At 71.8% G+C, this 22,611-nt stretch carries 21 protein-coding genes; 15 read left to right on the top strand and 6 right to left on the bottom strand.

Going from position 1 to position 22,611, the window contains the following annotated elements; all coding sequences use genetic code 11:
• The first annotated feature begins 27 nt into the window (after positions 1-27).
• Positions 28-738: a DUF899 family protein gene (locus ACFVR6_RS11275; RefSeq protein WP_386962807.1), complete on the top strand. Its 711-nt coding sequence runs from the start codon at positions 28-30 to the stop codon at positions 736-738.
• On the opposite strand, the gene ACFVR6_RS11270 is transcribed toward ACFVR6_RS11275, so the two are convergent.
• Positions 711-2,183 (bottom strand): alanine/glycine:cation symporter family protein, encoded by a 1,473-nt coding sequence (locus tag ACFVR6_RS11270; protein ID WP_386962805.1) that lies wholly within the window; start codon positions 2,181-2,183, stop codon positions 711-713. The two genes, ACFVR6_RS11275 and ACFVR6_RS11270, sit on opposite strands and share 28 nt — an antisense overlap.
• Before the next feature lie 61 nt (positions 2,184-2,244).
• The gene (locus tag ACFVR6_RS11265; protein WP_386962802.1) at positions 2,245-4,722 is read right to left on the bottom strand and encodes an MMPL family transporter; all 2,478 of its coding nucleotides are present in this window, start codon (positions 4,720-4,722) and stop codon (positions 2,245-2,247) included.
• Positions 4,723-4,851: 129 nt separating this feature from the next.
• On the opposite strand from ACFVR6_RS11265, the gene ACFVR6_RS11260 reads away from it, so the two are divergent.
• The 4 genes from ACFVR6_RS11260 (at position 4,852) to ACFVR6_RS11245 (ending at position 6,636) form a co-directional block, all read left to right on the top strand.
• Positions 4,852-5,424 carry a TetR/AcrR family transcriptional regulator gene (locus ACFVR6_RS11260; protein WP_386962799.1) on the top strand — a complete coding sequence of 191 codons (573 nt, stop codon included), beginning with the start codon at positions 4,852-4,854 and terminating at the stop codon, positions 5,422-5,424.
• A gap of 17 nt (positions 5,425-5,441) precedes the next feature.
• Entirely contained in the window at positions 5,442-5,951 is a 510-nt protein-coding gene (locus tag ACFVR6_RS11255) for a MarR family winged helix-turn-helix transcriptional regulator (RefSeq protein WP_386962796.1), read from the top strand.
• 85 nt (positions 5,952-6,036) lie between these two features.
• A complete protein-coding gene (locus ACFVR6_RS11250; RefSeq protein WP_386962793.1) occupies positions 6,037-6,276 on the top strand; it encodes a hypothetical protein in 240 nt (79 codons plus the stop codon).
• 42 nt (positions 6,277-6,318) lie between these two features.
• Positions 6,319-6,636, top strand: coding sequence for a DUF7882 family protein (locus tag ACFVR6_RS11245; RefSeq protein WP_386962790.1), 318 nt, complete (start codon positions 6,319-6,321; stop codon positions 6,634-6,636).
• Between the two features lie 6 nt (positions 6,637-6,642).
• Here the strand turns inward: ACFVR6_RS11245 and ACFVR6_RS11240 are convergent, their stop codons facing one another.
• On the bottom strand, positions 6,643-6,984 hold the full coding sequence (locus ACFVR6_RS11240; protein ID WP_386962787.1) for a DUF7882 family protein: 342 nt from the start codon (positions 6,982-6,984) through the stop codon (positions 6,643-6,645).
• 114 nt (positions 6,985-7,098) lie between these two features.
• On the opposite strand from ACFVR6_RS11240, the gene ACFVR6_RS11235 reads away from it, so the two are divergent.
• Entirely contained in the window at positions 7,099-7,233 is a 135-nt protein-coding gene (locus ACFVR6_RS11235) for a hypothetical protein (RefSeq protein ID WP_386962784.1), read from the top strand.
• On the opposite strand, the gene coaBC is transcribed toward ACFVR6_RS11235, so the two are convergent.
• On the bottom strand, positions 7,230-8,447 hold the full coding sequence (gene coaBC / locus ACFVR6_RS11230) for a bifunctional phosphopantothenoylcysteine decarboxylase/phosphopantothenate--cysteine ligase CoaBC (RefSeq protein ID WP_386962781.1): 1,218 nt from the start codon (positions 8,445-8,447) through the stop codon (positions 7,230-7,232). The two genes, ACFVR6_RS11235 and coaBC, sit on opposite strands and share 4 nt — an antisense overlap.
• 50 nt (positions 8,448-8,497) lie before the next feature.
• Between coaBC and ACFVR6_RS11225 the strand changes: the two genes are divergently transcribed.
• Complete coding sequence (locus tag ACFVR6_RS11225; protein ID WP_386962778.1) at positions 8,498-9,244, top strand: NRDE family protein; 747 nt, start codon at positions 8,498-8,500, stop codon at positions 9,242-9,244.
• Here the strand turns inward: ACFVR6_RS11225 and ACFVR6_RS11220 are convergent.
• Together ACFVR6_RS11220 and ACFVR6_RS11215 are read right to left on the bottom strand one after the other, a co-directional pair.
• The gene (locus ACFVR6_RS11220; RefSeq protein WP_386962775.1) at positions 9,219-10,616 is read right to left on the bottom strand and encodes an aspartate aminotransferase family protein; all 1,398 of its coding nucleotides are present in this window, start codon (positions 10,614-10,616) and stop codon (positions 9,219-9,221) included. The two genes, ACFVR6_RS11225 and ACFVR6_RS11220, sit on opposite strands and share 26 nt — an antisense overlap.
• Before the next feature lie 31 nt (positions 10,617-10,647).
• Entirely contained in the window at positions 10,648-11,856 is a 1,209-nt protein-coding gene (locus tag ACFVR6_RS11215) for an ROK family protein (protein ID WP_386962772.1), read from the bottom strand.
• A gap of 141 nt (positions 11,857-11,997) precedes the next feature.
• Here ACFVR6_RS11215 and xylA point away from each other — a divergent pair, with 141 nt between their 5' ends.
• The 8 genes from xylA to treY all read left to right on the top strand — a co-directional run bounded on the left by xylA (position 11,998) and on the right by treY (position 22,599).
• Positions 11,998-13,185, top strand: coding sequence for a xylose isomerase (gene xylA, locus ACFVR6_RS11210; protein ID WP_386962769.1), 1,188 nt, complete (start codon positions 11,998-12,000; stop codon positions 13,183-13,185).
• 89 nt (positions 13,186-13,274) lie between these two features.
• Positions 13,275-14,597: a xylulokinase gene (gene xylB, locus ACFVR6_RS11205; RefSeq protein WP_386962767.1), complete on the top strand. Its 1,323-nt coding sequence runs from the start codon at positions 13,275-13,277 to the stop codon at positions 14,595-14,597.
• Between the two features lie 62 nt (positions 14,598-14,659).
• Positions 14,660-15,352, top strand: coding sequence for a GTP pyrophosphokinase (locus ACFVR6_RS11200; protein WP_386962764.1), 693 nt, complete (start codon positions 14,660-14,662; stop codon positions 15,350-15,352).
• Between the two features lie 31 nt (positions 15,353-15,383).
• Positions 15,384-16,235 carry a transposase gene (locus tag ACFVR6_RS11195; RefSeq protein ID WP_386962761.1) on the top strand — a complete coding sequence of 284 codons (852 nt, stop codon included), beginning with the start codon at positions 15,384-15,386 and terminating at the stop codon, positions 16,233-16,235.
• A gap of 9 nt (positions 16,236-16,244) precedes the next feature.
• Positions 16,245-17,438: a cation:proton antiporter gene (locus ACFVR6_RS11190; protein ID WP_386962758.1), complete on the top strand. Its 1,194-nt coding sequence runs from the start codon at positions 16,245-16,247 to the stop codon at positions 17,436-17,438.
• On the top strand, positions 17,435-17,929 hold the full coding sequence (locus tag ACFVR6_RS11185; protein ID WP_386962755.1) for a glutaminase: 495 nt from the start codon (positions 17,435-17,437) through the stop codon (positions 17,927-17,929). The genes ACFVR6_RS11190 and ACFVR6_RS11185 overlap by 4 nt, the downstream gene beginning before the upstream one ends.
• Before the next feature lie 96 nt (positions 17,930-18,025).
• Complete coding sequence (gene glgX / locus ACFVR6_RS11180; RefSeq protein ID WP_386962752.1) at positions 18,026-20,236, top strand: glycogen debranching protein GlgX; 2,211 nt, start codon at positions 18,026-18,028, stop codon at positions 20,234-20,236.
• The gene (gene treY / locus ACFVR6_RS11175) at positions 20,233-22,599 is read left to right on the top strand and encodes a malto-oligosyltrehalose synthase (RefSeq protein ID WP_386962750.1); all 2,367 of its coding nucleotides are present in this window, start codon (positions 20,233-20,235) and stop codon (positions 22,597-22,599) included. Before glgX ends, treY begins: the two co-directional genes overlap by 4 nt.
• Positions 22,600-22,611: the final 12 nt, after the last annotated feature.

Genomic DNA, 22,611 nt, shown 5'->3' with positions numbered 1-22,611 from the left:
AACGCCGTACACTTCGGGAGGATCGACATGAGCACTGAGGCCGTGGCGAGGGCGGGGAAGCCCCCGGTCGTGGATGCGCAGACGTGGCAGCGCGAACTCGCCGCATTGCGCGTGCGCGAGAAGGCGGCGACCCGCGAACTCGACGCCATCGCCGCGCAGCGCCGTCGGCTGCCGATGGTCGAGCTGCCCGACTACACCCTCATGGGCGCGGACGGACCGGTGCGCCTGGTCGACGTGTTCCAGGGCCGCACCCAGCTCATCACCTACCACCACATGTGGCGCGACGACGCGCAATGGCAGTGCGGGGGCTGCACGTCTTCCATGTCCCAGTTCTCGCGGCTCGGCTTCCTCGACCCGTACGACGCGCGCTTCGTGATCGTGACGCAGGGCCCGATCGATGCCGCGCTGGCGTACCGCGAGAAGGTCGGCCAGCGGATGGAGTGGTACTCGACCGCCGACAGTCCCTTCGGCGCCGACGTGGGTGCGCCCGCAGGCGGGGGCTTCGGATACAACGTGTTCTTCCGCGACGGCGACACCGTCTACCGCACGTGGCACACCGACGGCAGGGGCGCCGAGCAGCTGAGCCACATCTTCCCGCTCATCGACCTGCTTCCCTGGGGGCGGCAGGAGGACTGGCAGGACTCGCCCGAGGGCTGGCCGCAGACACCCGCCTACGCGGGGTGGCTCGATTCCCCCGACATCGCCCGTCTCTACGGACCCGAGGCCGGCCGGGACTGAGGCAGATCGATCGTGCCCGTCACGGTGCGCGCGTCCTCCCAGCACGAGATGCCGGTCACCTCCGGCAGCAGGTCGCGGGTGAACACCGGGTCGCGGCCCGCCCGGCGCTGGCGGGTGTAGTCGCGCAGCAGCCGGAACGCGATGCCCGACAGCAGTGCGATCGCCACGAGGTTCACCAGCGCCATCACGCCCATGATGCCGTCGGCGGTGTTCCAGATGAGGTCGGCCGAGGCGATCGAGCCGAGGAAGACGACCGCGACCACGAGCACCCGGTAGGTCTGCAGGAAGCGCCGGGTGGGCGAGATGAACTCGATGTTCGACTCCCCGTAGTAGTAGTTGCCGAGGATCGAGCTGAACGCCAGCAGGAAGATGATGATGCTCAGCAGCACGTTGGACCACGGGCCGAGGGTGCCCACGATGGCGTCCTGGGTCAGCCCGATCCCCCGCTCCGCGCCGGCGAGGTCGGGCGTGGCGATGAGGATGATGAACGCCGTGATGGAGCACACCAGCAGCGTGTCGAAGTAGACACCGAGCGTCTGCACGAGGCCCTGCTTGACGGGGTGGGTCACCGCCGCGGTCGCACTGGCGTTGGGCACCGAGCCCAGCCCGGCCTCGTTGGAGAACATGCCGCGCTTGACGCCGTTCATGATGATGACGCCGAGGGTCGCGCCGACGACCTCGTTGTAGCCGAACGCCTGCGTGAAGATCGACAGGAACACCTCCGGCAGGCGTTCGATGTTCATCCCGACGATCACCAGCCCCAGCAGCAGGTAGCCCAGCGCCATCGCGGGGACGACCGCCTCGGTCACGTGCGCGATGCGCCGCAGCCCGCCGAAGACGATGAGCGCGGTGAGCCCTGCCAGCACGGCCCCCACCACCCACGGGATCCATCCCACGTCGCCGCCGAAGCTGGCCGAGACGGTCGCGGCGATCGTGTTGGCCTGCAGCGAGCTGAAGGCGAACGGGAAGCACACGATGAGGATCACGGCGAAGAGGATCCCCATCCACCGTGCCTTCAGGCCGTACTGCATGTAGTAAGCCGGGCCGCCGCGGAAGCCGGTGGCATCGCGTACCTTGAACAGCTGACCGAGGGTGGATTCCACGAAGCTCGACGCGCCGCCGATGAAGGCCATCGTCCACATCCAGAACACCGCGCCCGGGCCGCCGATGGCGATCGCGGTGCCGACGCCGGCGATGTTGCCGACGCCGACGCGGGACGCCGCCGACAGCGTGAACGCCTGGAACGCCGACACCGACTGCGGTTCGCCGTGTTCGTCGCGCGGGGTGCGGTCGGTGAGCACGCGGAACATCTCCGGGATGAGCCGGAACTGCACGACCCCCGAGCGCACCGTGAAGTACACGCCCAGCACCGCCAGCACCGGCAGCACCACCCAGGTCCACAGGGTGTCGCCACCGGTCAGCACCGCGTCGTTCAGGGCGTCCATCGACCCAGTCTCGCCGCCCGCCCGCGCCGATGCGACCACTGGTGCGGGCGGCGCCGGCAGGCTAGGCGCGTGCCGGCTCCTCGGCGGCCACCCCGTGAACGGGGTGCGCCCGCTCGAGGGCGGCGCCCTCGACGTCGACGTCGGGCATGATGCGGTCGAGCCACTTCGGCAGCCACCAGGCGGCGTCGCCGCAGAGGTGCATGACCGCGGGCACCAGCACCATACGCACCACGAACGCGTCGAAGAGCACACCGATCGCCAGGCCGAAGCCCAGCGGACGCACCATGCCCAGGTGGCTGAAGATGAACCCGCCGAACACCGACGCCATGATGATGGCCGCCGCGGTGACGACCGCGCGGCCGCTGCGCAGCCCCGCCACGACGGCGGTGCGGGCGGGCAGGCCGTGCACGTAGGCCTCGCGCATGCCCGACACCAGGAACAGCTGGTAGTCCATCGCGAGCCCGAACAGCACGCCCATGATGATGATGGGCGCGAAGCTCAGCACGGGGCCGGGGTCGTGCACGCCGAACAGGTCGCCGAGCCAGCCCCACTGGTAGATGGCGGTCACCGCGCCGAGCGCGGCGAACAGCGACAGCACGAAGCCGGCGGTGGCGATGACGGGCACGAGGATCGAGCGGAACACCAGGATCATGATCAGCAGCGACAGGCCGATCACGACCGCGAGGTAGACCGGCAGCGCGGCGGCGAGCTTCTCGGAGACGTCGATGTTGCCCGATGCCTGCCCGGCGACGCCGAGCTCGATCTCGCCGCCGACCGGTGACAGCGCGCGCAGATCGTGCACCAGCTGCTCCGTCGTGGTGCTCGTCGGCCCGCCGTCGGGCACCACCTGGAAGGCGAACGTCGTGCCGTCGTCGGAGACGGCGACCGGTGCCACGGCCACGACACCCTCCTGCTCGGACAATGCGGTGCCCAGCGCGATCTGCGTCGGCAGCCGGTCGGGTTCGGCGACCGCGTCGGGCATCTCCGCCACGACCAGCAGCGGACCGTTCTGGCCCGCACCGAACTCGGCCTCGATCGTCTTGTAGGTGCGGTACTGCGTCGTGTCGGTGGCCTCACCCGAGCCATCGGGAAGACCCAGACGCATCGACAGCGCGGGGATGGCGATGATCAGCAGTGCCACGATCGCCAGCACGGCCGCGCCGATCGCGCGGGGCGTGCGCATGGGCCGGACCTCGCGGTTGACGTGGTCGGGGTGGCCGATCGTCGCACGCGCCTTGCGGGTGAGCACCCGGGTGCCCAGCAGCCCCAGCAGCGCCGGGGTGAAGGTGACCGACACCAGCACCGCGATGAACACGCACACGGCCCCGACGATGCCCATGACGCCCAGGAACGGGATGCCGGTGACCAGCAGCGCCACGAGCGCGACGATCACCGTCGAACCGGCGAAGACGACCGCGTTGCCGGCGGTGCCGTTCGCGAGCCCCACCGACTCGTCGATCTCCATGCCCGCCAGCACCTGGGTGCGGTGGCGGTTCATGATGAACAGGGAGTAGTCGATGCCGACGGCGAGCCCCAGCATCACGCCGAGGATCGGGGTGACCGAGGCCATGTCGACGACGCCGGAGAAGGCGAGCGAGCCGGCGACGCCGACGCCGACACCCACGAGCGAGCTCAGCAGCGGCGTCATGGCGGGCAGGAACGCACGCATCATGATCAGCAGCACGATGCCCGCCAGCACCACGCCCACGATCTCGCCGACGCCGATGAGGCCCTCGGTGGTCGCGGCGATGGTCGAGGAGTAGTCCACCTGCACGCCGGCGATGTCCGCCGACTCGAGGAGGTCGGCGACCTCGTCCTTGACCTCCTGCGGCAGGTCGAACATCGTCTCGTCGAACTGGATCGCCGCCAGCGCCGTCGCGCCGTCGTCGGAGATGACGCGGATTCCGTCCGCGAGGGCCATGAGGGCGGCGCCGTCTTCGAGCTGCGCGGCCTGCTGGTCGAGCTGGCCACGGCCGGCCTCGAGGTCGGCCCATCCGGCGTTCAGCTGCTCCTGCTGCGCGGTCAGCTGGTCGGCGACCATGTCGTACATTCCCGCGGCCTGTGCCTGGGCGACCGCGGCATCCAGCTGCTGCTGCCCCGCCTCCAGCTGCGCCTCGGCGGCGTCGAGCTGGGCGATCCCCGCCTCCAACTGTGCGCGGCCGTCGTCGATCTGCGCGGCCTGGCCGGCGCGCTCGGCTTCGACCGTGAACGGGTCGGTGACGGCGGCGACACCGTCGACGTCGGCGATGTCGTCGAGCAGAGCGCCGATCTCATCCTGCTGGCCGGTGGTGAACGGGGCGTCGTCCTCCGTCGTGAACACGGCGGTGGCGCTGGCTCCGGTGAGATCGGGGAAGGTGTCGGCGAGCTGGTCGTTGACCCGTTCGGTCTCGGTTCCCGGAATGCTGAAGCTCGAGGCGAGCGTGCCGCCGAAGGCCAGGAACGACCCGGCGGCGATGGCCAGCACGATGAGCCAGCCGATGATGACGGTCCAGGCGCGGCGGGCACTGACCCTGCCGAGGCGAAACAGAAGGTTGGCCACGGTGGTGCCTTTCGACGGGAAGACGGGGTGGGCGCGGCGTCGGGCCGGCATCCAATCTATCCGGCGAATGTCGGCGAAACCGTCGCGCGGGTCAACTCTCAGCGTTCGCCCGGCTGGCACAATCGAGGCATGGATCCTCGTGCCGCGCGAACCCGGGCGAGTCTGCAGGATGCCCTGCTCGCGCTCGCCCGCGAGCGGTCGCTGGACGAGCTCACCGTCGGCGACATCGTGCAGCGCGCGGGCGTCAACCGCAGCAGCTTCTACCAGCACTACGGCGACAAGGAGACCCTCCTCGCCGACGCGCTGGAGGAGGCGCTGGGCGAGGTGGCAGCGCCGCTGCGCGCGGCGCCGCGCGCCAGCGCGCCGCCGGCCATGCCGCCCGAGCTGATGGTCTACCTCGAGCACGTCGCCCAGAACGCGACGCTGTACCGGCGGGTGCTCGGCGACCACGGGTCGGCGGTCGTGGCCGGACGGCTGCGGGCGCGGATCGAGTCGATCGTGAGCGACACCGTCGGCCTCGCCGACCCCGACGTGTTCGCGGACATGCCGCTGGACGTCGTGGGCGCGGGCATCGCCGGCACCGCGCTCGGGGTCATCGGCGCGTGGGTGGCGCGCGACCCGCTGCCGCCGGTCGAGGTCGCCGCGCAGTGGCTGTGGCAGATCCTCGTGGCGCCGGGCCTGTCGTGGCCTGCGGCCCGCTGACGCAATAGGATGCCGACGTGCCCTTTCCCGACTCCACGACGGCGCACTACTGGTACCGCGATGGCGACGATGATCGCCAGCGCCGTGCCGTGGACGTGCTGCAGGCGTTCCGGCTGTACCGGGCGGCGGAGCTCGCGATGCGCCGGCGCACGCGCGAGTCGATGTCGATGGGCGAGAACGAACTTCTCGTGCTCCGCTACCTGCTGAAGGCTCAGGGCGAGGGTCGGCTCGTCTCCCCGTCGGAGCTGGCGCGCTACCTCGCGGTGTCGACCGCCTCGACGACGGCGATCATCGACCGGCTCGAGAAGTCCGGGCACATCGTCCGCCAACCGCATCCCACCGACCGCCGCAGCATCCACGTCATCGCGACCGAGAAGTCCGATCACGAGGTGCGCGACACCCTCGGGCCGATGCACGCGCGCATGATGGAGGCCGTGCGGGACATGACCCCGGAAGAGTCGCGCGCCGTCATCGAATGCCTCTCGCGGCTGCAGGACGCGGTCGACCAGGTTGCCCCGCACGAATAGGGCCGTTCGGGCTAGTTACTCGCCGCCCCAGTTATCCCGCCGATTGACATTCGACCGTCCCGGATCCGAATGACACCATGGAAGCGTGAACGATCTGGCGCAGGCCCCCGCCGACGGCGACGCGCTGCACGTCGACGGCGTGCTGGTCGTGTCGTTCCAGGCGGCGGCGGCCCGGCTCGCCGCGGAATATCCGCACGTGGGCACCGCCCGCATCGAGGCGCTGCTGGTGCGCGAGTGGGAGGCGTTCTGCGCCGGCCGGCCACTGGTCATCCCGGTCGACGTCGAGGCGGGTGCGCGGGAGATGCTCGGCGGACGCGCCGACTGACCCGAGGCGGTTGCGCTGCCCCCGCGCCGGTACGCTGAGCGTATGGGCAGATTCATCTACGACACGGTGGGCAACTCGGTCGAGGTCGAGGACCGCACGCTCGCTCACCTGCGCATCGTCTTCATGAACAAGCTGCGCCGCGGCGAGCCGTTCATGTTCGATGTGGATGCGGGCCCCGGCGGCGACCGCCGCAGTTTCTGGATCCACCCCTCGGTGCCGCTGCAGTTCTCGTTCCACGGCAGCCGCGCTCCGCGTATCAACCGCGTGTGGGTCGAAGCGCTGATGCAGGCCGCCAGTGGGCCCAACGGTCTCACCGTCGTGCCGGAGCCCCGCGAGGACGCCACGCCCGAAGAGGCCTGAGCGGGATCAGTTCGACGGCGTCGCCTCGCTGAGGGGCCCCTCCGCGCCCTCGTCGAGGTGCTCGGTGACGAGCATGATGCCACCGGAGGAGTTGGCCGAGTTCGCCAGTTCCTCGATCCACTCCCGGCTGAGCGTGGCCGGCTCCGGGTCGTCGAAGATGAACCGCAGCGGGATGGACGGGTGCACCCAGATGGTGCTGCGCCCCCGCGGCGCATCGTCGGCGTGCCGCCACGACACGGTGAAGCTCTCGCCGCGGCGCAGCTTCGTGGCGATGACGACCTTCAGGTGCGCCAGGGCTCGGTCTTCGATGCGGATCGGCGTCTCCCCGCCGTAGTACATGATTCCCACCCCGACACGATAACCGCGCGGCGACCTCAGCGCACAGGACTTGCTTTGTCAACCCCGGACGTCACCGGGGAAGGAGACGGCAGAGTGGGGGACACGACCCGAGGAGGTGACCCCGTGCGTTCTCCCGCAGACGAGCCGAATCCGGCCGAGGCCGACGACGACGCGCTCTTCGATCAGCTGCCCGCGTTCGATGTCGTCGACGGGGAACTCATGCCGCGGGCTCCCGGCTCCCGCAGCGCCTGGCGCTAGCCGCGGGCGCGCAGCGCCTGCACGCTGTCCCAGACGGCATCCGCCGTCTCGCGCTTGGTGCCGCTCGCCTCCGCGACGACCTCGCCGTCGGGTCCGATGATCGCGATCGCGTTGCGGTCGGCTTCGAAGCCCGCCTGCCAGCCCACCTCGTTGACGACGAGCAGATCCACTCCCTTGCGGGCGCGTTTGCGGCGCGCGCGCTCGAGCCGTGCGCCGGCGTCGGGCTCGGTCTCGGCGGCGAAGGCGACGACCGTCTGGCCGGCCGCCCGGTCCGCCGCGAGCCCCGCGACGATGTCGGGGTTCTCGACCAGCTCGAGGGTGAGGGTCGCATCGCCGCCCTCCTTCGTGAGTTTGGCGTCGGAGACCCGAGCCGGGCGGTAGTCGGCGACAGCCGCCGCCATCACGACGACCTGCGTGCCGGCGGCGGCCGCGGTGACGGCCTCCTGCAGTTCGAGGGCCGTGCCGACCCGGACGATGTCGATGCGGCGATGAGCGGATGCCGCCGCCAGCGCGTCGGCATCCATGTGCGCCGCCACCAGGGTGACGGCGGCGCCGCGGTCGGCCGCGGCGACCGCCAGCTGCGCGCCCTGGCGTCCGCTGGAGCGGTTGCCGAGGAAGCGCACCGGGTCGAGCGGCTCGCGCGTGCCGCCGGCGGTCACGACGACCCGCAGGCCCGCGAGGTCGTCGCGCGCGCCGGCGATCGCCAGCGCGGCGGCGGCGATCTCGTCGGGCTCGCTCATGCGGCCCGGCCCCGAATCGGTGCCGGTGAGGGCCCCCGACGCCGGCCCCACGACGTGCACCCCGCGCTCGCGCAGCACGGCGATGCTGTGCTGCGTGGCCGGGTGCTCCCACATCTCGGTGTGCATGGCCGGGGCCACGATGACCGGCGCGCGCGTGGCGAGCAGGGTGGTGCCCAGCAGGTCGTCGGCCAGCCCCGCCGCCATCTTGGCGAGCGTGTTGGCGGTGGCCGGTGCGATGATGACGAGGTCGGCGCGCTGTCCGAGCGCGACGTGACGCACGCGCGCCACGTCGTCGTGCACCGATGTGGTGACGGGGTTGCGGCTGATCGCCTCCCACGTGGGCAGGCCCACGAACCGCAGCGCGTCGTCGGTCGGAATCACCTGCACGTCATGACCGTTGAGGATGAGGAGGCGCACGAGATGCACCGACTTGTAGGCGGCGATGCCACCGGTCACTCCGACCACGACGAACACGGCTCGATTCTTGCATGCGACCGGCCGGCCGGCCGGGAGAGGGGAACGCGATGTGCACGGTGATCGTGCGCGTGCCCGAGCGGGCAGGCGACGCGGTGCGACTGATCGCGGTACGCGATGAGGACCCCGCCCGATCGTGGGATCCCCTGGGCCCCTGGTGGGACGAGGCCTATCCCGACACCGTGGGTGTGCGCGACAACCGCGCGGGCGGCGCGTGGCTGGCCGCCGATCTCGCGGCGCACCGGCTGGCCGTGGTGCTCAACCGCGCCGACCTCTCCGACCGCGGCGACGACGAGGTCACCACGCGCGGGCGCATCGCGCTGGAGGCCGCCGCCGGTCGCCTGCCCGCCGCCGCACCCACGACGCGCGGATTCAACCTCGTCGAGGTGACGCCCGGCATCGTGCGCGTGGTGTCGTGGGATGGTCTGCGCCGCCGCGAGCAGACCCTCGCCCCCGGCATCCACATGGTCGCGCACGACGAGGTCGACGACCCGTCCACGCCGCGGATCGCGGCCTGGCTCGACCGCTTCCGCCGGGCGCGACCGGAGCCAGGCGGCGGTGACTGGTTCGACGCCTGGCTCGACGTGCTCGACGCGTCGGCGGCGCTCCCGCCGCAGGACGACCGCGCCATCGTGCGGGACAACCGCCCGTTCGGCTACCCGACCCAGTCGCTGCTGCTGTGCCTGGCGACCATCGACCGCGACGGCGTCGACGTGCGGTACGGCGCGTTCGACGAGCCGGGGCACTGGCAGCGCGGGGCTGTCGATCAGATCACAGCCGCGTCCACGCCTCGCTGAGCACGCCGCGCAGGATCTGCTCGATCTCGTCGAACTCGGTCTGTCCGATGGTCAGCGGCGGCGCCAGCTGCACGACGGGGTCTCCGCGGTCGTCGGCGCGGCAGTACAGCCCCGCGTCGTACAGCGCCGTCGAGAGGAATCCGCGCAGCAGCCGCTCGGACTCGTCCGCATCGAACGTCTCGCGCGTGGCCTTGTCCTTGACCAGCTCGATGCCGAAGAAGTAGCCGTCGCCGCGCACGTCGCCGACGATCGGCAGATCGGTGAGCTTGGCGAGGGTGGCGCGGAAGGCGGGGGAGTTCTCGCGCACGCGCTCGTTGAGGCGCTCCTCCTCGAAGATGTCGAGGTTCTCCAGCGCCACCGCCGCCGACACCGGGTGGCCGGCGAAGGTGTAGCCGTGGGGGAACGACACGTCGCCGTGCGCGAACGGCTCGTAGATGCGCTCGCTCACGATCGTGCCGCCCAGCGGCGCGTACCCGCTCGTGGCAGCCTTTGCGAAGGTGATCATGTCGGGCTGGTAGCCGTAGGCGGTGCAGGCGAACGTCTCGCCGATGCGGCCGAACGCGCAGATCACCTCATCGCTGACCAGCAGCACATCGTGCCGGTCGCAGATCTCGCGCACGCGGGCGAAATATCCCGGCGGCGGCGGGAAGCAGCCGCCGGAGTTCTGCACCGGCTCGAGGAAGACCGCGGCGACCGTGTCGGGTCCCTCGAACAGGATCATCTCCTCGATGCGGTCCGCCGCCCACACCCCGAACTCGTCGTCGGTCGTGCCCGTGAAGCCGGCTTCGGCTGCGCGGTACCTGTTGGTGTTGGGCACCCGGAAGCCGCCGGGGGTGATCGGCTCGAACATCTGCTTCATGCCCGGCAGGCCCGTGATCGCCAGGGCGCCCTGTGGCGTGCCGTGGTAGGCGATGGCACGCGAGATGACCTTGTGCTTGCCAGGCTTGCCGACGAGCTTGAAGTAGTGCTTCGCGAGCTTGAACGCCGTCTCGACCGCCTCGCCGCCCCCCGTGGAGAAGAACACGTGATCGAGGTCGCCGGGGGCGAGGTGCGCCAGTCTCGCCGCCAGCTCGATCGCGGCCGGGTGGGCGTACGACCAGATCGGGAAGAACGCCAGCTGCTCGGCCTGCCGGGCGCCGGCGTCGGCGAGGCGCGTGCGCCCGTGGCCGGCGTTGACGACGAACAAGCCCGAAAGCCCGTCGATGTAGCGCTTGCCCCCGGCATCCCAGATGTGATGGCCCTCGCCGCGGACGATGATCGGTACACCCGGTCCGTCGGTCATCACCGACTGCCGGGCGAAGTGCATCCACAGGTGGTCGCGGGCCAGGGCCTGCAGTTCTGCCTCGGTGCGAGCACGGCGGTTGGTCGGCATGACGGCTCCCTCGACGGTGATGGGGCCGACCCTACTCCGCCCGCGCCGCCTCGCGTACGGTTTCGCCGCCCGCCGTCGCCGGCGACGGATCGCGCAGCAGCGCCTCGAAGGCGGCCTCGGCGGCCCCGACCAGCAGGCGGTCCTCCGCGAGCAGGGCGGGGCGGATCTCCACGTCCTCTGCGCACGCCGGCATCGCCTGCGCGCGCACGAGCTGGCGGAGCCCGGCGATGTCCTGCGTGGCGAGGGTGGCGAGGAACCCGCCGAGCACCACGACCGAGGGGTTGAGCACGTTGACGGCGTTGGCCAGCGCCGTGGAGAGGATGCGGCGCTGACGGGCGACCTCCTCGGTCACCGACGGCGCGGTGCTCGCGTGCAGCGCAGCGGCCAGCGTCGGCTCGTCGGCAGATGCGAGGCCGGCGACCGACAGCAGCCGGGCGCGGCTCACCTCGTCCTCCAGCACGCCCTCGCCGGCACGGCGGTCGGTGACCGTGGCGATGCCGGGCCGGTTCTGCCCGAACTCGCCCGCGTAGCCGCCGGCGCCGCCGACGGGGATGCCCTGCACGATGAGCCCGCCGCCGATGCCGCTGGCGCCGCCGTTGAGGTAGACGACGTCGTCGATGCCGCGCGCGGCGCCGAACAGGTGCTCGGCGATGACGCCGAGGCTCGCGTCGTTGCCGACGGTGGTCGCAAGCCCCGTGGCCTGCGACACGAGGTCGCGCACCGGGACATCGGTCCAGGCCAGGTGCGGCGCCGTGCGCACGAGCCCGTCGGAGGCGCGCACGAGACCCGGGACCGCCAGGCCCACGCCCACGATGCGGGCGCCGGCGAGTGCGTCGGCCCGCCAGGCCGCGACCTGGTCGGCCAGCAGTCGCGCGATCTCCTCCGGGGTGGCCAGGTGGTCGAGCTCCATCCGGGCACGCACCCGCACGGCGCCGTCGAGGCCGACCGCCGCCACCTCCAGCGCGTCGACCTCCGGGTTGGCGGCGATCGCGACGACGTCGGGGGAGGCGGCGACCACGGGGGACGGGCGGCCGACCCGGCCGTCGGCGGTCGGCGCCTGCTCCGCGACCAGTTCGAGGCGGGCGAGCTCGACGACGAGGTCGGCGATCGTGGAGCGGTTGAGTCCGGTCCGCTCGGTCAGCGCGGCACGCGAGAGCGGCCCCTCGCGATGGACGAGACGCAGGAGGCGCGAGAGGTTGCGCTGGCGCACGCCGTCGGCGGGAGCATGGGTGCCGGTCACGGCACAACTGTAGGTGACGCCGCCCCTCCCGCGTCGACGCCGGGTGGGGCGGAGGCCGGTGGCGCGAAGAGGATGGACGCGGCATCCGTTCTGATATAGGTTGTCGTCAGCAACAATTAGCGCCACCAACGAAGGAGCGTCATGCCCACCCCTACTCGCGAGGACAAGTTCTCGTTCGGTCTCTGGACCATCGGCTACAACGGTGCCGATCCCTTCGGTGGCCCGACCCGCCCGCCGCTGGACGTCGTGCACGCCGTCGAGAAGCTCGCCGAGCTCGGCGCCTACGGCCTGACGTTCCACGACGACGACCTGTTCGCCTTCGGCTCCACCGACGCCGAGCGCCAGCGGCAGATCGACCGCCTCAAGGGTGCGCTGGCCGACACCGGCCTCATCGTGCCGATGGTCACGACCAATCTCTTCTCCGCCCCGGTCTTCAAGGACGGCGGGTTCACCTCCAACGACCGGGACGTGCGCCGCTTCGCCCTGCGCAAGGTCCTGCGCCAGCTCGATCTCGGTGCCGAGCTCGGTGCGAAGACGTTCGTCATGTGGGGTGGCCGCGAGGGCGCGGAGTACGACTCCGCCAAGGACATCCGCGCGGCTCTGGAGCGGTACCGCGAAGGCGTGAACATGCTCGGCCAGTACGTCGTGGACAAGGGCTACGACATCCGCTTCGCCATCGAGCCGAAGCCCAACGAGCCGCGCGGTGACATCCTCCTGCCGACCCTCGGCCACGCCCTCGCGTTCATCGAGTCGCTCGAACGCCCGGAACTGGTGGGCCTGAACCCCGAGGTCGGGCACGAGCAGATGGCGGGCCTCAACTTCGCCGCCGGCATCGCCCAGGCGTTGTACCACGGCAAGCTCTTCCACATCGACCTCAACGGGCAGCGCGGCATCAAGTACGACCAGGACCTGGTGTTCGGTCACGGCGACCTGCACAACGCGTTCGCGCTCGTCGACCTGCTCGAGAACGGCGGCCCCGGCGGCGTCCCCGCCTACGAGGGGCCCCGCCACTTCGATTACAAGCCCTCGCGCACCGAGGACGAGACGGGCGTCTGGGACTCCGCCGCCGCCAACATGCGCACCTACCTGCTGCTCAAGGAGCGTGCCGCGGCCTTCCGCGCCGACCCCGAGGTGCAGGAGGCGCTCGCCGCCTCCCGCGTCGACGAGCTGTCGGTTCCGACGCTGGGCGAGGGCGAGTCGTACGACGACCTCATCGCCGACCGCTCGGCGTACGAGGACTTCGACCCCGAGGCGTACTTCGGCGGCAAGGGCTTCGGCTTCGTCCGCCTGCAGCAGCTGGCCACCGAGCACCTGCTCGGCGCCCGCTGACACAGATCCCGAAAGGGGGCGGATGCCGCGTGAAGCGGCATCCGTCCCTTTCGCCCGTGCCGTCGGGCACCACAGGAGAGGATGCCGGCATGACGCTGGTGATGGGTGTCGATTCGTCGACGCAGTCGTGCAAGGTCGTCGTGGTCGACACCGCCACGGGCGCCATCGTGCGCGAGGGGCGGGCTGCGCACCCCGACGGCACCTCGGTCGACCCGGCCGCGTGGTGGGAGGCGCTGCAGGCGGCGATCGCCGATGCCGGTGGGCTCGGCGAGCCCGGCAGCCCCGACGGCGTCGCGGCGTGGTCGGTGGGCGGCCAGCAGCACGGCATGGTGGCGTTGGATGCCGAGGGGCGCGTGGTGCGTGACGCGCTGCTGTGGAACGACATGCGCTCGGCGGGCGCGGCGGCCGAGCTCGTCGCCGAGTTCGGCGCCGATGCCCTCGCCCGGCGCACGGGCCTCGTGCCGGTGGCATCCTTCACCATCACCAAGCTCCGGTGGCTGCGCGACCATGAGCCCGACAACGCCGCCCGGGTCGCCGCGGTGGCGTTGCCGCACGACTGGCTCACCTGGCGCCTGCGCGGGTTCGGGCCGACCGGCGAGTCGCCGCGCGGCCCGGTGCTCGACGAGCTGGTCACCGACCGCTCGGACGCGTCGGGGACCGGATACTGGGATCCCGCGACCGGCGACTACGACCGTGAGCTGCTCATCGCCGCGCTCGGGCACGACGCGGCGCTGCCGCGCGTGCTGGGCCCGGGGGAGAGCGTGCGCGACGCCGACGGGCGCATCGTGGGCGCGGGAGCGGGCGACAACGCGGCCGCGGCGCTGGGAGCGGGCGCCCGCACCGGCGACGTCGTCGTCTCGATCGGCACGAGCGGTACCGTGTTCGCCGTCAGCGCCGAACGCACGGTGGATGCCACGGGCACCGTCGCCGGCTTCGCGAGCGCCGACGGCGGGTTCCTGCCGCTGGTGGCGACCGTCAATGCCGCCCGCGTACTCGATGCCATCGGCCGACTGCTGGGTGTGGACCACGCGGAGCTGTCGCGCCTCGCGCTGGCTGCCGCGCCGGGAGCGGGCGGGCTGTCGCTCGTGCCGTACTTCGAGGGCGAGCGCACGCCGAACCTGCCCGACGCGACCGCGTCGCTCACCGGCATGACCCTGGCATCCACGACGCGGGAGAACCTCGCCCGCGCAGCCGTGGAGGGCATGCTCTCGGGGCTCGCGGCCGGGATCGATGCGCTCCGGGGCCTGGGCGTGCCGCTGGAGCGTGCCCTGCTCATCGGCGGGGGTGCCCGCTCGGACGCGGTGCGCAGGGTCGCGCCGCTGGTGTTCGGGATGCCGGTGGAGGTGCCCGAGCCGGGGGAGTACGTCGCGCTCGGCGCCGCGCGCCAGGCCGCCGCCCTGGTCGGCCCGTGAACGGCGGCGCGGACGGGGCGGACTCACAGCGGGCGCCTACACGCTCGCCGTAGGGTCGAGGCATGGCGACCCCCGTGGGCGAGGAACCCCTGTCACTGTCCGCTCGTGAGCTGCGCGATCTGCGCGACGACCTGCAGCGGTTCCTGCTGGAGTACCGGTTCGGACTGCAGGAGATCGAGACGAAGATCTCGATCCTGCGTGACGAGTTCGCCACGATGCACGCGTACAACCCCATCGAGCACGTCACGAGCCGCGTGAAGTCCCCCGACAGCCTCGTCGAGAAGGTCATGCGCAAGGGCATCGCCGCCGACTTCGACACCCTCCGCGCTCACATCACCGACATCGCGGGCGTCCGCATCACCTGCAGCTTCCGCGCCGACGCGTACCGGCTGTTCGACCTGCTGACCGCCCAGTCCGACATCACCGTCATGGCCGTGAAGGACTACATCGCCGAGCCCAAGCCCAACGGCTACCAGAGCCTGCACGCGATCGTGCAGGTGCCGGTGTACCTGTCCACGGGGCCCGTGCAGGTGCCGGTCGAGATCCAGTTCCGCACCATCGCGATGGACTTCTGGGCGAGCCTCGAGCACAAGATCTACTACAAGTACGACCGCCAGGTGCCCGACGGGCTCGTGGCGGAGCTGAAGGATGCCGCCGACTCCGCCGCCGCGCTGGACGAGCGCATGCAGCGGCTGCACCTGGAGCTCCACGGTTCCGAGACGCTTCCGCTGCGCCCCGTCGTCCGTCCGGTGTGACCGCGCCGCCCCGCCCGTGCAGAATGGGCGCGTGGCGCACGATGACCTCGACGACGTGGCGGCCCAGCTCTACGCGCTGACGCCGGCCGAGTTCACCGCGGCCCGCAACGCCAGGGCCGCCGCCGCGACGGGCGACCTCGCCCGCGGCATCAAGGCGCTGCGCAAGCCCGTCGTCGCGGCCTACGCCGTCGATCTGCTCGTGCAGGCGGGAGAGCTGGGCGAGGCGCTCGAGCTCGCGGCGGCGCTGCGCGAGGCGCAGGACGACCTGGATGCCGCCGAGCTCACCCGTCTCGGCAAGCAGCGCCGGGCCCTGGTCGCGGCCCTCGCCCGCAACGCCGCCGACCTCGCGCGCGATCGCGGCGTCGCCGTCAGCGCCGCCGCAGCCACCGAGATCGAATCCACGATCGACGCCGCCGTGCGCGACCCCGCCGCGGCGGCGGCCGTGCTCACCGGCCGGCTCGTGCGACCCCTGACGGCCACGGGCATCGAGCCGGTCGACCTCGACGAGGCCGTGGGGGGCTCGCTTCCCGGCGTCGTCGCCGCCGCGCCGCCGCCCCGCGACGACCTCGCCGAGCGCCGCGCGCGCCGGGCGGCCGAGAAGGCGCTGCGGGAGGCCGAGCGTCTCGCCTCCGAGGCGGAGCGCCGGCTCGCCCGCACCGACGCGACCCTGGCCAAGGCCCGCGAGCGCGCCGACCACCTCGCCGAGCGGGTCGCCGAGCTGCAGGCGGATCTCGAACGGGTGCAGGGGGATGCCGTCGCCGCCGAGTCGGCCGTGTCCGACGCCGAGCATGAGCGGGCCGAGGCGCTCGCCGACGCGCAGAACGCCAGACGCGGGGCCGACAGCGCCCGGGGCGCCGTCGAGGCGGCATCTGCGCGTCGCTAGGGTGTGGTCGTGGACGACCTCGAACCGACGCTGCTGCTGGTGCCACTGCTCGCGGTCCTCGCGCCTCTCGCGGCGCGGGCGCTCGGGCCGTGGCTGCGCATTCCGGTGCTCGTGTTCGAACTGCTGCTGGGGATCCTCGTCGGGCCCAGCCTCCTCGGGTGGGCGCAGCCGTCGGCGTTCATGGACACGCTCTCCGAAGTGGGCCTGGCGATGCTCTTCTTCGTCGCCGGCATGGAGATCGAGTTCGGGGTGCTGCGTGGTCGCACCGGGCGCGGGGCGATCGTGGGCTGGCTGGTGAGCCTCGTCGCCGGCACCGCCGTCGGGTGGCTGTTCGCCCCCGGGCTCGGGGCGGTGGTGGTGGGCGTCGCGCTGTCGTCGACGGCCCTCGGCACCCTCCTTCCCATCCTCCGCGACAACGGCGAGCTGCGCACGCCGTTCGGCCGGGCGGTCGGGGCGCTGGGAGCGGTGGGAGAGTTCGGCCCGCTCGTGGCGATCTCTGTGCTCCTCGGCGCCCGGCAGCCGGGCATCGCGACGGTCGTGCTGGGCGCGTTCCTGCTGATCGCGGCCGCCGCGATCTGGTTCGCGCTGCGCACTCCGCAGGGGGCGCTGCACCGCATCGTCAACACGACCCTGCACACCTCCGGCCAGTTCGCGATCAGGATCGTGCTGCTGATCCTCGCGGCCCTCGTGGCGGTGAGCCTCGTGCTCGACATCGACATCCTGCTGGGCGCGTTCGCGGCCGGTGTCGTCTGGCGCCTGCTCATGCGGGATGCGGCCGAAGCCGACCGGGAAGCCGTGGACAGCAAGGTCGAAGCGCTCGCGTTCGGATTCCTGGTGCCGGTGTTCTTCGTCTACACCGGCATCACGTTCGACCTCGCGTCGCTCCTGGCCGACCCCGTGCTGCTGCTGCTGGTTCCCGTGGCGCTCGTGGCGATGTTCGTGGTGCGCGGGTTTCCCTCGGGGCTCGTCGCCCCCGCGGGTGCGTCGTGGCGCGAGCGGATGCCGGTCATGCTCCTGGGGGCCACCGGGCTGCCGATCATCGTCGCCGTCACCGCGATCGGGGTCGACGAAGGGCTGATCGACAGCCCGCTCGCGTCGGTGCTCGTGGGGGCCGGCATGCTGTCGGTGCTGCTGTTCCCGCTCATCGCGATGTCGATGCGCGGCGAGCGGGCGCGGGCGAGCATGGCGGAGGAGGACGCATGACCGACGGCATCACCGCCCTGTTCGACGACGCCCGGACGCGTCTGGCGGGCCTGCCGCGTGAACGACTGGCCCGGTCGGTGCCCGCCCGCCGCATCCTCGGCATCGCCCGGGCGCCGCGCATCGTGCCGGTCGGAGAGGCCTGGCATCTGGGTGTGCTGCTGCTCACCGACGACGCCGTGCTCGCCACCGGCGACATCGTGCGGGCGCGTTTCGAGGTGCGTCGCGGGTATGCGGCGCAGTCCCAGCGGGAGCGCGCGGAGCTGGCGGCCGCCGCCTTCCGGGGCGGCTTCGCCGAGGGCGAGCCCGTGCACGTCGGCTGGCAACCGCTGGATCTGGCGGCCGTCGCCGGCGGGGAGCCGTCGGGGCCGCTCGCCCTGCAGGGCGACGTCCCGAGTGTGCGGTGGAGCGCCGCGGGGGGCTACCGGGCGCTCGAGGGATATCTCGCCGAGCGCATCGAGTTGCTGGGCAACCCGCCGCGCGGCGCGTCCTGACCCCCGCCGGGCGGCCGGGCCTGCGGAGAACGCCGTCCGCGGCGGCGGTTGTCAAGTGTCACCTGCGGGAAACATGCGCTCGACTAGGGTTGCCCCGTGCAAGCATGGCCTGGTTCCGCGTATCCCCTGGGCGCGACGTTCGACGGTAATGGGACGAACTTCGCGCTGTTCAGTGAAGGCGCCGAACGCGTCGAGCTGTGTCTGTTCGGCGACCGCGGCAAGGAGACGCGCATCGAGCTCGTCGACGTCGACGCGTTCGTCTGGCACGCCTATCTCCCCAACGTCCAGCCCGGTCAGCGCTACGGCTACCGCGTGCACGGGCCGTACGACCCGGCATCGGGCAAGCGCTTCAACCCGAACAAGCTGCTGCTGGATCCCTACGCCAAGGCCGTCGACGGCCAGGTGCAGTGGGGGCAGGAGGTGTTCAGCTATCCCTTCGGCGATCCCGACGGACGCAACGACGACGATTCCGCCGCGCACATGATGAAGGGCGTCGTGATCAACCCGTTCTTCGACTGGTCGGGCGACCGGCAGCCGAAGACCCCCTACGCCGAGTCATTCATCTACGAGGCGCACGTGAAGGGCCTCACACAGCTGCACCCCGACATCCCCGAGGAGATCCGCGGCACCTACAGCGCCATCGCGCACCCCGCGATCATCGAGCACCTCAAGAAGCTCGGGGTGACGGCGATCGAGCTGATGCCGGTGCACCAGTTCGTCAACGACTCCACGCTGCAGGACAAGGGCCTGTCCAACTACTGGGGCTACAACACCATCGCGTTCTTCGCGCCGCAGAACACCTACTCCGCCATGGGTGACCGCGGCCAGCAGGTGCAGGAGTTCAAAGGCATGGTGCGGGCCCTGCACGCCGCCGACATCGAAGTGATCCTCGACGTCGTCTACAACCACACCGCCGAGGGCAACCACCTCGGCCCGACGTTGTCGATGCGCGGCATCGACAACGAGGCGTACTACCGACTCGAAGACGACGACAAGCGGTACTACACCGACTACACCGGCACCGGCAACAGTCTCAACGTCGGAAGCCCCCACACGCTGCAGCTGATCATGGACTCGCTGCGGTACTGGGTGCTGGAGATGCACGTCGACGGGTTCCGGTTCGATCTGGCGGCGACCCTCGCGCGCGAGTTCTACGACGTCGACCGGCTCGCGGCGTTCTTCGAGCTCGTGCAGCAGGATCCGGTGGTCTCGCAGGTCAAGCTCATCGCCGAACCCTGGGACATCGGCCCCGGCGGGTACCAGGTGGGCAACTTCCCGCCGCAGTGGACGGAGTGGAACGGCAAGTACCGCGACACCGTGCGCGACTTCTGGCGCGGTGAGCCGCAGGCGCTCGGCGAGTTCGCCTCCCGCGTCACCGGCTCCGCCGACCTGTACGAGCACTCCGGCCGACGCCCGGTGGCATCCATCAACTTCGTCACGGCGCACGACGGCTTCACCCTGCGCGACCTGGTGTCCTACAACGACAAGCACAACGACGCCAACGGCGAAGACGGCCGCGACGGCGAATCGCACAACCGCTCGTCGAACTTCGGGGTCGAAGGGCCCACCGACGACCCCACGGTCCTCACCGCCCGTGCCCGCCAGCAGCGCAACTTCATCGCGACGCTGCTGCTGAGCCAGGGCGTGCCGATGCTGCTGCACGGCGACGAACTGGGGCGCACGCAGCAGGGCAACAACAACGGCTACGCGCAGGACAACGAGATCACCTGGGTGCATTGGGATGCCGCCGATCAGCCGCTCGTGGAGTTCACCGCCGCCCTCGCGCGTCTGCGCCGCGAGCACCCCGCCTTCCGGCGCAGCCGCTTCTTCAACGGCCGCCCGGTACGGCAGGAGGAGGGCGAGCCCATCCCCGACATCGTGTGGATGCGTCCCGACGGCAGCCGCATGCAGCCGGAGGACTGGGATTCGGGCTTCGGCCGGTCGATCGGCATGTTCCTCAACGGCAACGGCATCCGTGAACGCGACCGCCGCGGTGAGAAGATCAGCGACCAGCACTTCTATGTGCTGTTCAACGCCGGCGACGAGGCGGTGGACTTCCACCTCCCCGACGTCGAGTTCAGCCCCAGCTGGGACGTGCTCGTCGACACCGACGGCGAACTCGCCGACAGCGCGCCGATCGAACCCGGCGGCTCGGTGAGCGTGCAGGCGAAGTCGCTGGTGGTGCTGCGCGAGCACTCCTCCGCCGACCCCGACACGGACCACTCCGTGGCGGCGTCGCTCGCGGCCAGCCCCGGGGTCATCGACGAGCTGCCCGCCGCCGCGCCGAGGGGCGAGGCGGGACGATGACGGCGCGGCATCCGGTCTCGACCTACCGCCTGCAGATCAGGGCGGCGTTCGATCTGGATGCCGCGGCGGAGGTCACCGGCTACCTGCGCGACCTCGGGGTCGACTGGGCGTACCTCTCGCCGTTGCTGAAGGCCACCGCCGGCTCCGACCACGGCTACGACGTCGTCGACCCCTCCCAGGTCGACCCCGCCCGCGGTGGCGCGGCGGGGCTCAGCAGGTTCCGGGCCGCCGCGCGCGCGGCGGGGCTCGGCGTGCTGGTGGACATCGTGCCCAACCACATGGGCATTTCCCGGCCCGACGAGAACCCGTGGTGGTGGGACGTGCTGCGCCACGGTCGCTCGAGCGTCTACGCCGACGCCTTCGACATCGACTGGGAGTACGGCGGCGGCAAGGTGCGCGTGCCGATCCTGGGTGCCGAGCCCGAGGAGGTCATCGCCGCGGGCGAGATCGTCGTCGACGCGGACGCCGGCCTCGTGCGGTACCACGAGCACGCGCTGCCGCTCGCGCCCGGGTCGACGACGGGCATCGACCCGACCGACGTGGCGGCCGTGCTCTCCCGCCAGAACTGGGAGGTGATGTTCTGGCGCCGCGAGGCGGGGGAGCTCAACTACCGCCGCTTCTTCGCCGTGACGACCCTCGCCGGCGTGCGGGTCGAGGTGCCGCACGTGTTCGACGCGGCGCACGGCGAGGTGCTGCGCTGGGTGCGGGAGGGTCTCGTCGACGGGCTGCGCATCGACCACCCCGACGGTCTCGCCGACCCCGGCGCCTACCTCGACCGGCTGGCCGAGGCCACCGGCGGCGTCTACGTGCTGGTGGAGAAGATCCTCGAGCACGCCGCGACCGCCCACCCCGAGGCACTGCCGGGCTGGTGGCGCACCGCGGGGACGACCGGCTACGACGCGATGGCCGAGATCGACCGCGTGCTGGTCGACCCGGCGGGCGAAGCCGGCCTCGACCGCCTCGACGCGGCGCTGCGCCGTGAGACGGGGGTCGCCGCCTCGACCGGATACGCCGACCTCGTCCACGGGACCAAGCGGATGATCGCCGACACGATCCAGCGGGCCGAGATCGCCCGCCTCGTGCGCGTGCTCGCCGCCGAGGCGCCCGAGCTCGCCGCCGACCCCGCGACGCTCACCGACGCGCTGGCCGAACTCCTCGCGAACTATCCGGTGTACCGCTCCTACCTGCCCGCCGGGGCGGAGCACCTCGCCCACGCACTCGCCGAGACGAAACGCCGCCGCCCCGACCTGGCCAGCACCGCCGGTGAGGTGGCGCGACGGGTGGCGGAGGCGGGCACCGAGCTGTCGCGACGGTTCATGCAGACCACCGGCCCCGTCATGGCCAAGGGCGTGGAGGACACCGCCTTCTACCGCGCGACGCGGCTGGGCACCCTCACCGAGGTCGGCGGCGACCCGTCGGTGTTCGCCCTGGACGTCGACGGCTTCCACACCGCGTTCTCACGCCGCCAGTCCCAGTGGCCGCGCGCGATGACCTCGCTGTCGACGCACGACACCAAGCGCGGCGAGGACGTGCGCGCGCGCCTGTCGGTGCTCGCCGAGATCCCCGACCGCTGGGCCGAGGTGCTCGAGGACCTCCGCCGGGTGGCCTCCACCGGTCACGGACCCTTCGACGCGCTGCTGTGGCAGGCGATCGTCGGGTCGTGGCCGGCGACACCCGAACGCCTTCACGCCTATGCGGAGAAGGCTGCCCGCGAGGCGGCCGAACGCACCGGCTGGTGGGACCCGGACGCCGCGTTCGAAGAGCGCATGCATGCCGTGGTCGATGCCGCCTTCGGCGCCGCCCGCCCGCTGGTGGAGGAGTTCGTCGCCGAGATCGCCCAGCCCGGCTGGTCCAACGCGCTCGCCGCGAAGGCGCTGCAGCTGACCGGGCCCGGCGTCCCCGACGTCTACCAGGGGTCGGAACTGTGGGAGACGTCGCTCGTCGACCCCGACAACCGCCGACCTGTCGATTTCACTGTGCGTCGCGAGCTGCTGCGGCGGATCGACGACGGCTGGCTGCCGCCGGTCGACGCCGACGGTGCCGCGAAGCTGCTGATCGTCTCCCGCGCCCTGCGGCTGCGCCGCGACCGCGCCGCCGCTTTCACGCGCTACCGCCCCGTGGAGGCGGTCGGCGAAGCCTCGCACCACGTCGTGGCGTTCGACCGCGGCGCGGCGATCACGGTGGCCACCCGCCTGCCGGTCGGCCTCGCGCGGCGGGGTGGGTGGGGCGACACCGCCGTGATCGTGCCCGAGGGCGCGTGGCGGGATGTGGTGACGGGGCGTACCGTCGAAGGCGGGATCGTGCCGTTGCGCGCGCTGCTGGCGACCTACCCCGTCGCCGTGCTGACCCCCGTCGCGCCGTGAGAGCGGATCGAC

This window comes from Microbacterium sp. NPDC058021 (assembly GCF_042885955.1).
Lineage (GTDB): Bacteria > Actinomycetota > Actinomycetes > Actinomycetales > Microbacteriaceae > Microbacterium.
The sequence above is the reverse complement of the archived record's forward strand: the minus strand, read 5'-3'. Positions and strand labels throughout refer to the sequence as shown.

Excerpts from the sequence above, each read along its gene's own strand:
- ACFVR6_RS11275 (WP_386962807.1), top strand. The coding sequence starts at position 28 with ATGAGCACTGAGGCCGTGGCGAGGGCGGGGAAGCCCCCGGTCGTGGAT.
- ACFVR6_RS11270 (WP_386962805.1), bottom strand. The coding sequence starts at position 2,183 with ATGGACGCCCTGAACGACGCGGTGCTGACCGGTGGCGACACCCTGTGG.
- ACFVR6_RS11260 (WP_386962799.1), top strand. The coding sequence starts at position 4,852 with ATGGATCCTCGTGCCGCGCGAACCCGGGCGAGTCTGCAGGATGCCCTG.
- ACFVR6_RS11245 (WP_386962790.1), top strand. The coding sequence starts at position 6,319 with ATGGGCAGATTCATCTACGACACGGTGGGCAACTCGGTCGAGGTCGAG.
- ACFVR6_RS11225 (WP_386962778.1), top strand. The coding sequence starts at position 8,498 with ATGTGCACGGTGATCGTGCGCGTGCCCGAGCGGGCAGGCGACGCGGTG.
- ACFVR6_RS11220 (WP_386962775.1), bottom strand. The coding sequence starts at position 10,616 with ATGCCGACCAACCGCCGTGCTCGCACCGAGGCAGAACTGCAGGCCCTG.
- xylA (WP_386962769.1), top strand. The coding sequence starts at position 11,998 with ATGCCCACCCCTACTCGCGAGGACAAGTTCTCGTTCGGTCTCTGGACC.
- xylB (WP_386962767.1), top strand. The coding sequence starts at position 13,275 with ATGACGCTGGTGATGGGTGTCGATTCGTCGACGCAGTCGTGCAAGGTC.
- ACFVR6_RS11200 (WP_386962764.1), top strand. The coding sequence starts at position 14,660 with ATGGCGACCCCCGTGGGCGAGGAACCCCTGTCACTGTCCGCTCGTGAG.
- ACFVR6_RS11185 (WP_386962755.1), top strand. The coding sequence starts at position 17,435 with ATGACCGACGGCATCACCGCCCTGTTCGACGACGCCCGGACGCGTCTG.
- treY (WP_386962750.1), top strand. The coding sequence starts at position 20,233 with ATGACGGCGCGGCATCCGGTCTCGACCTACCGCCTGCAGATCAGGGCG.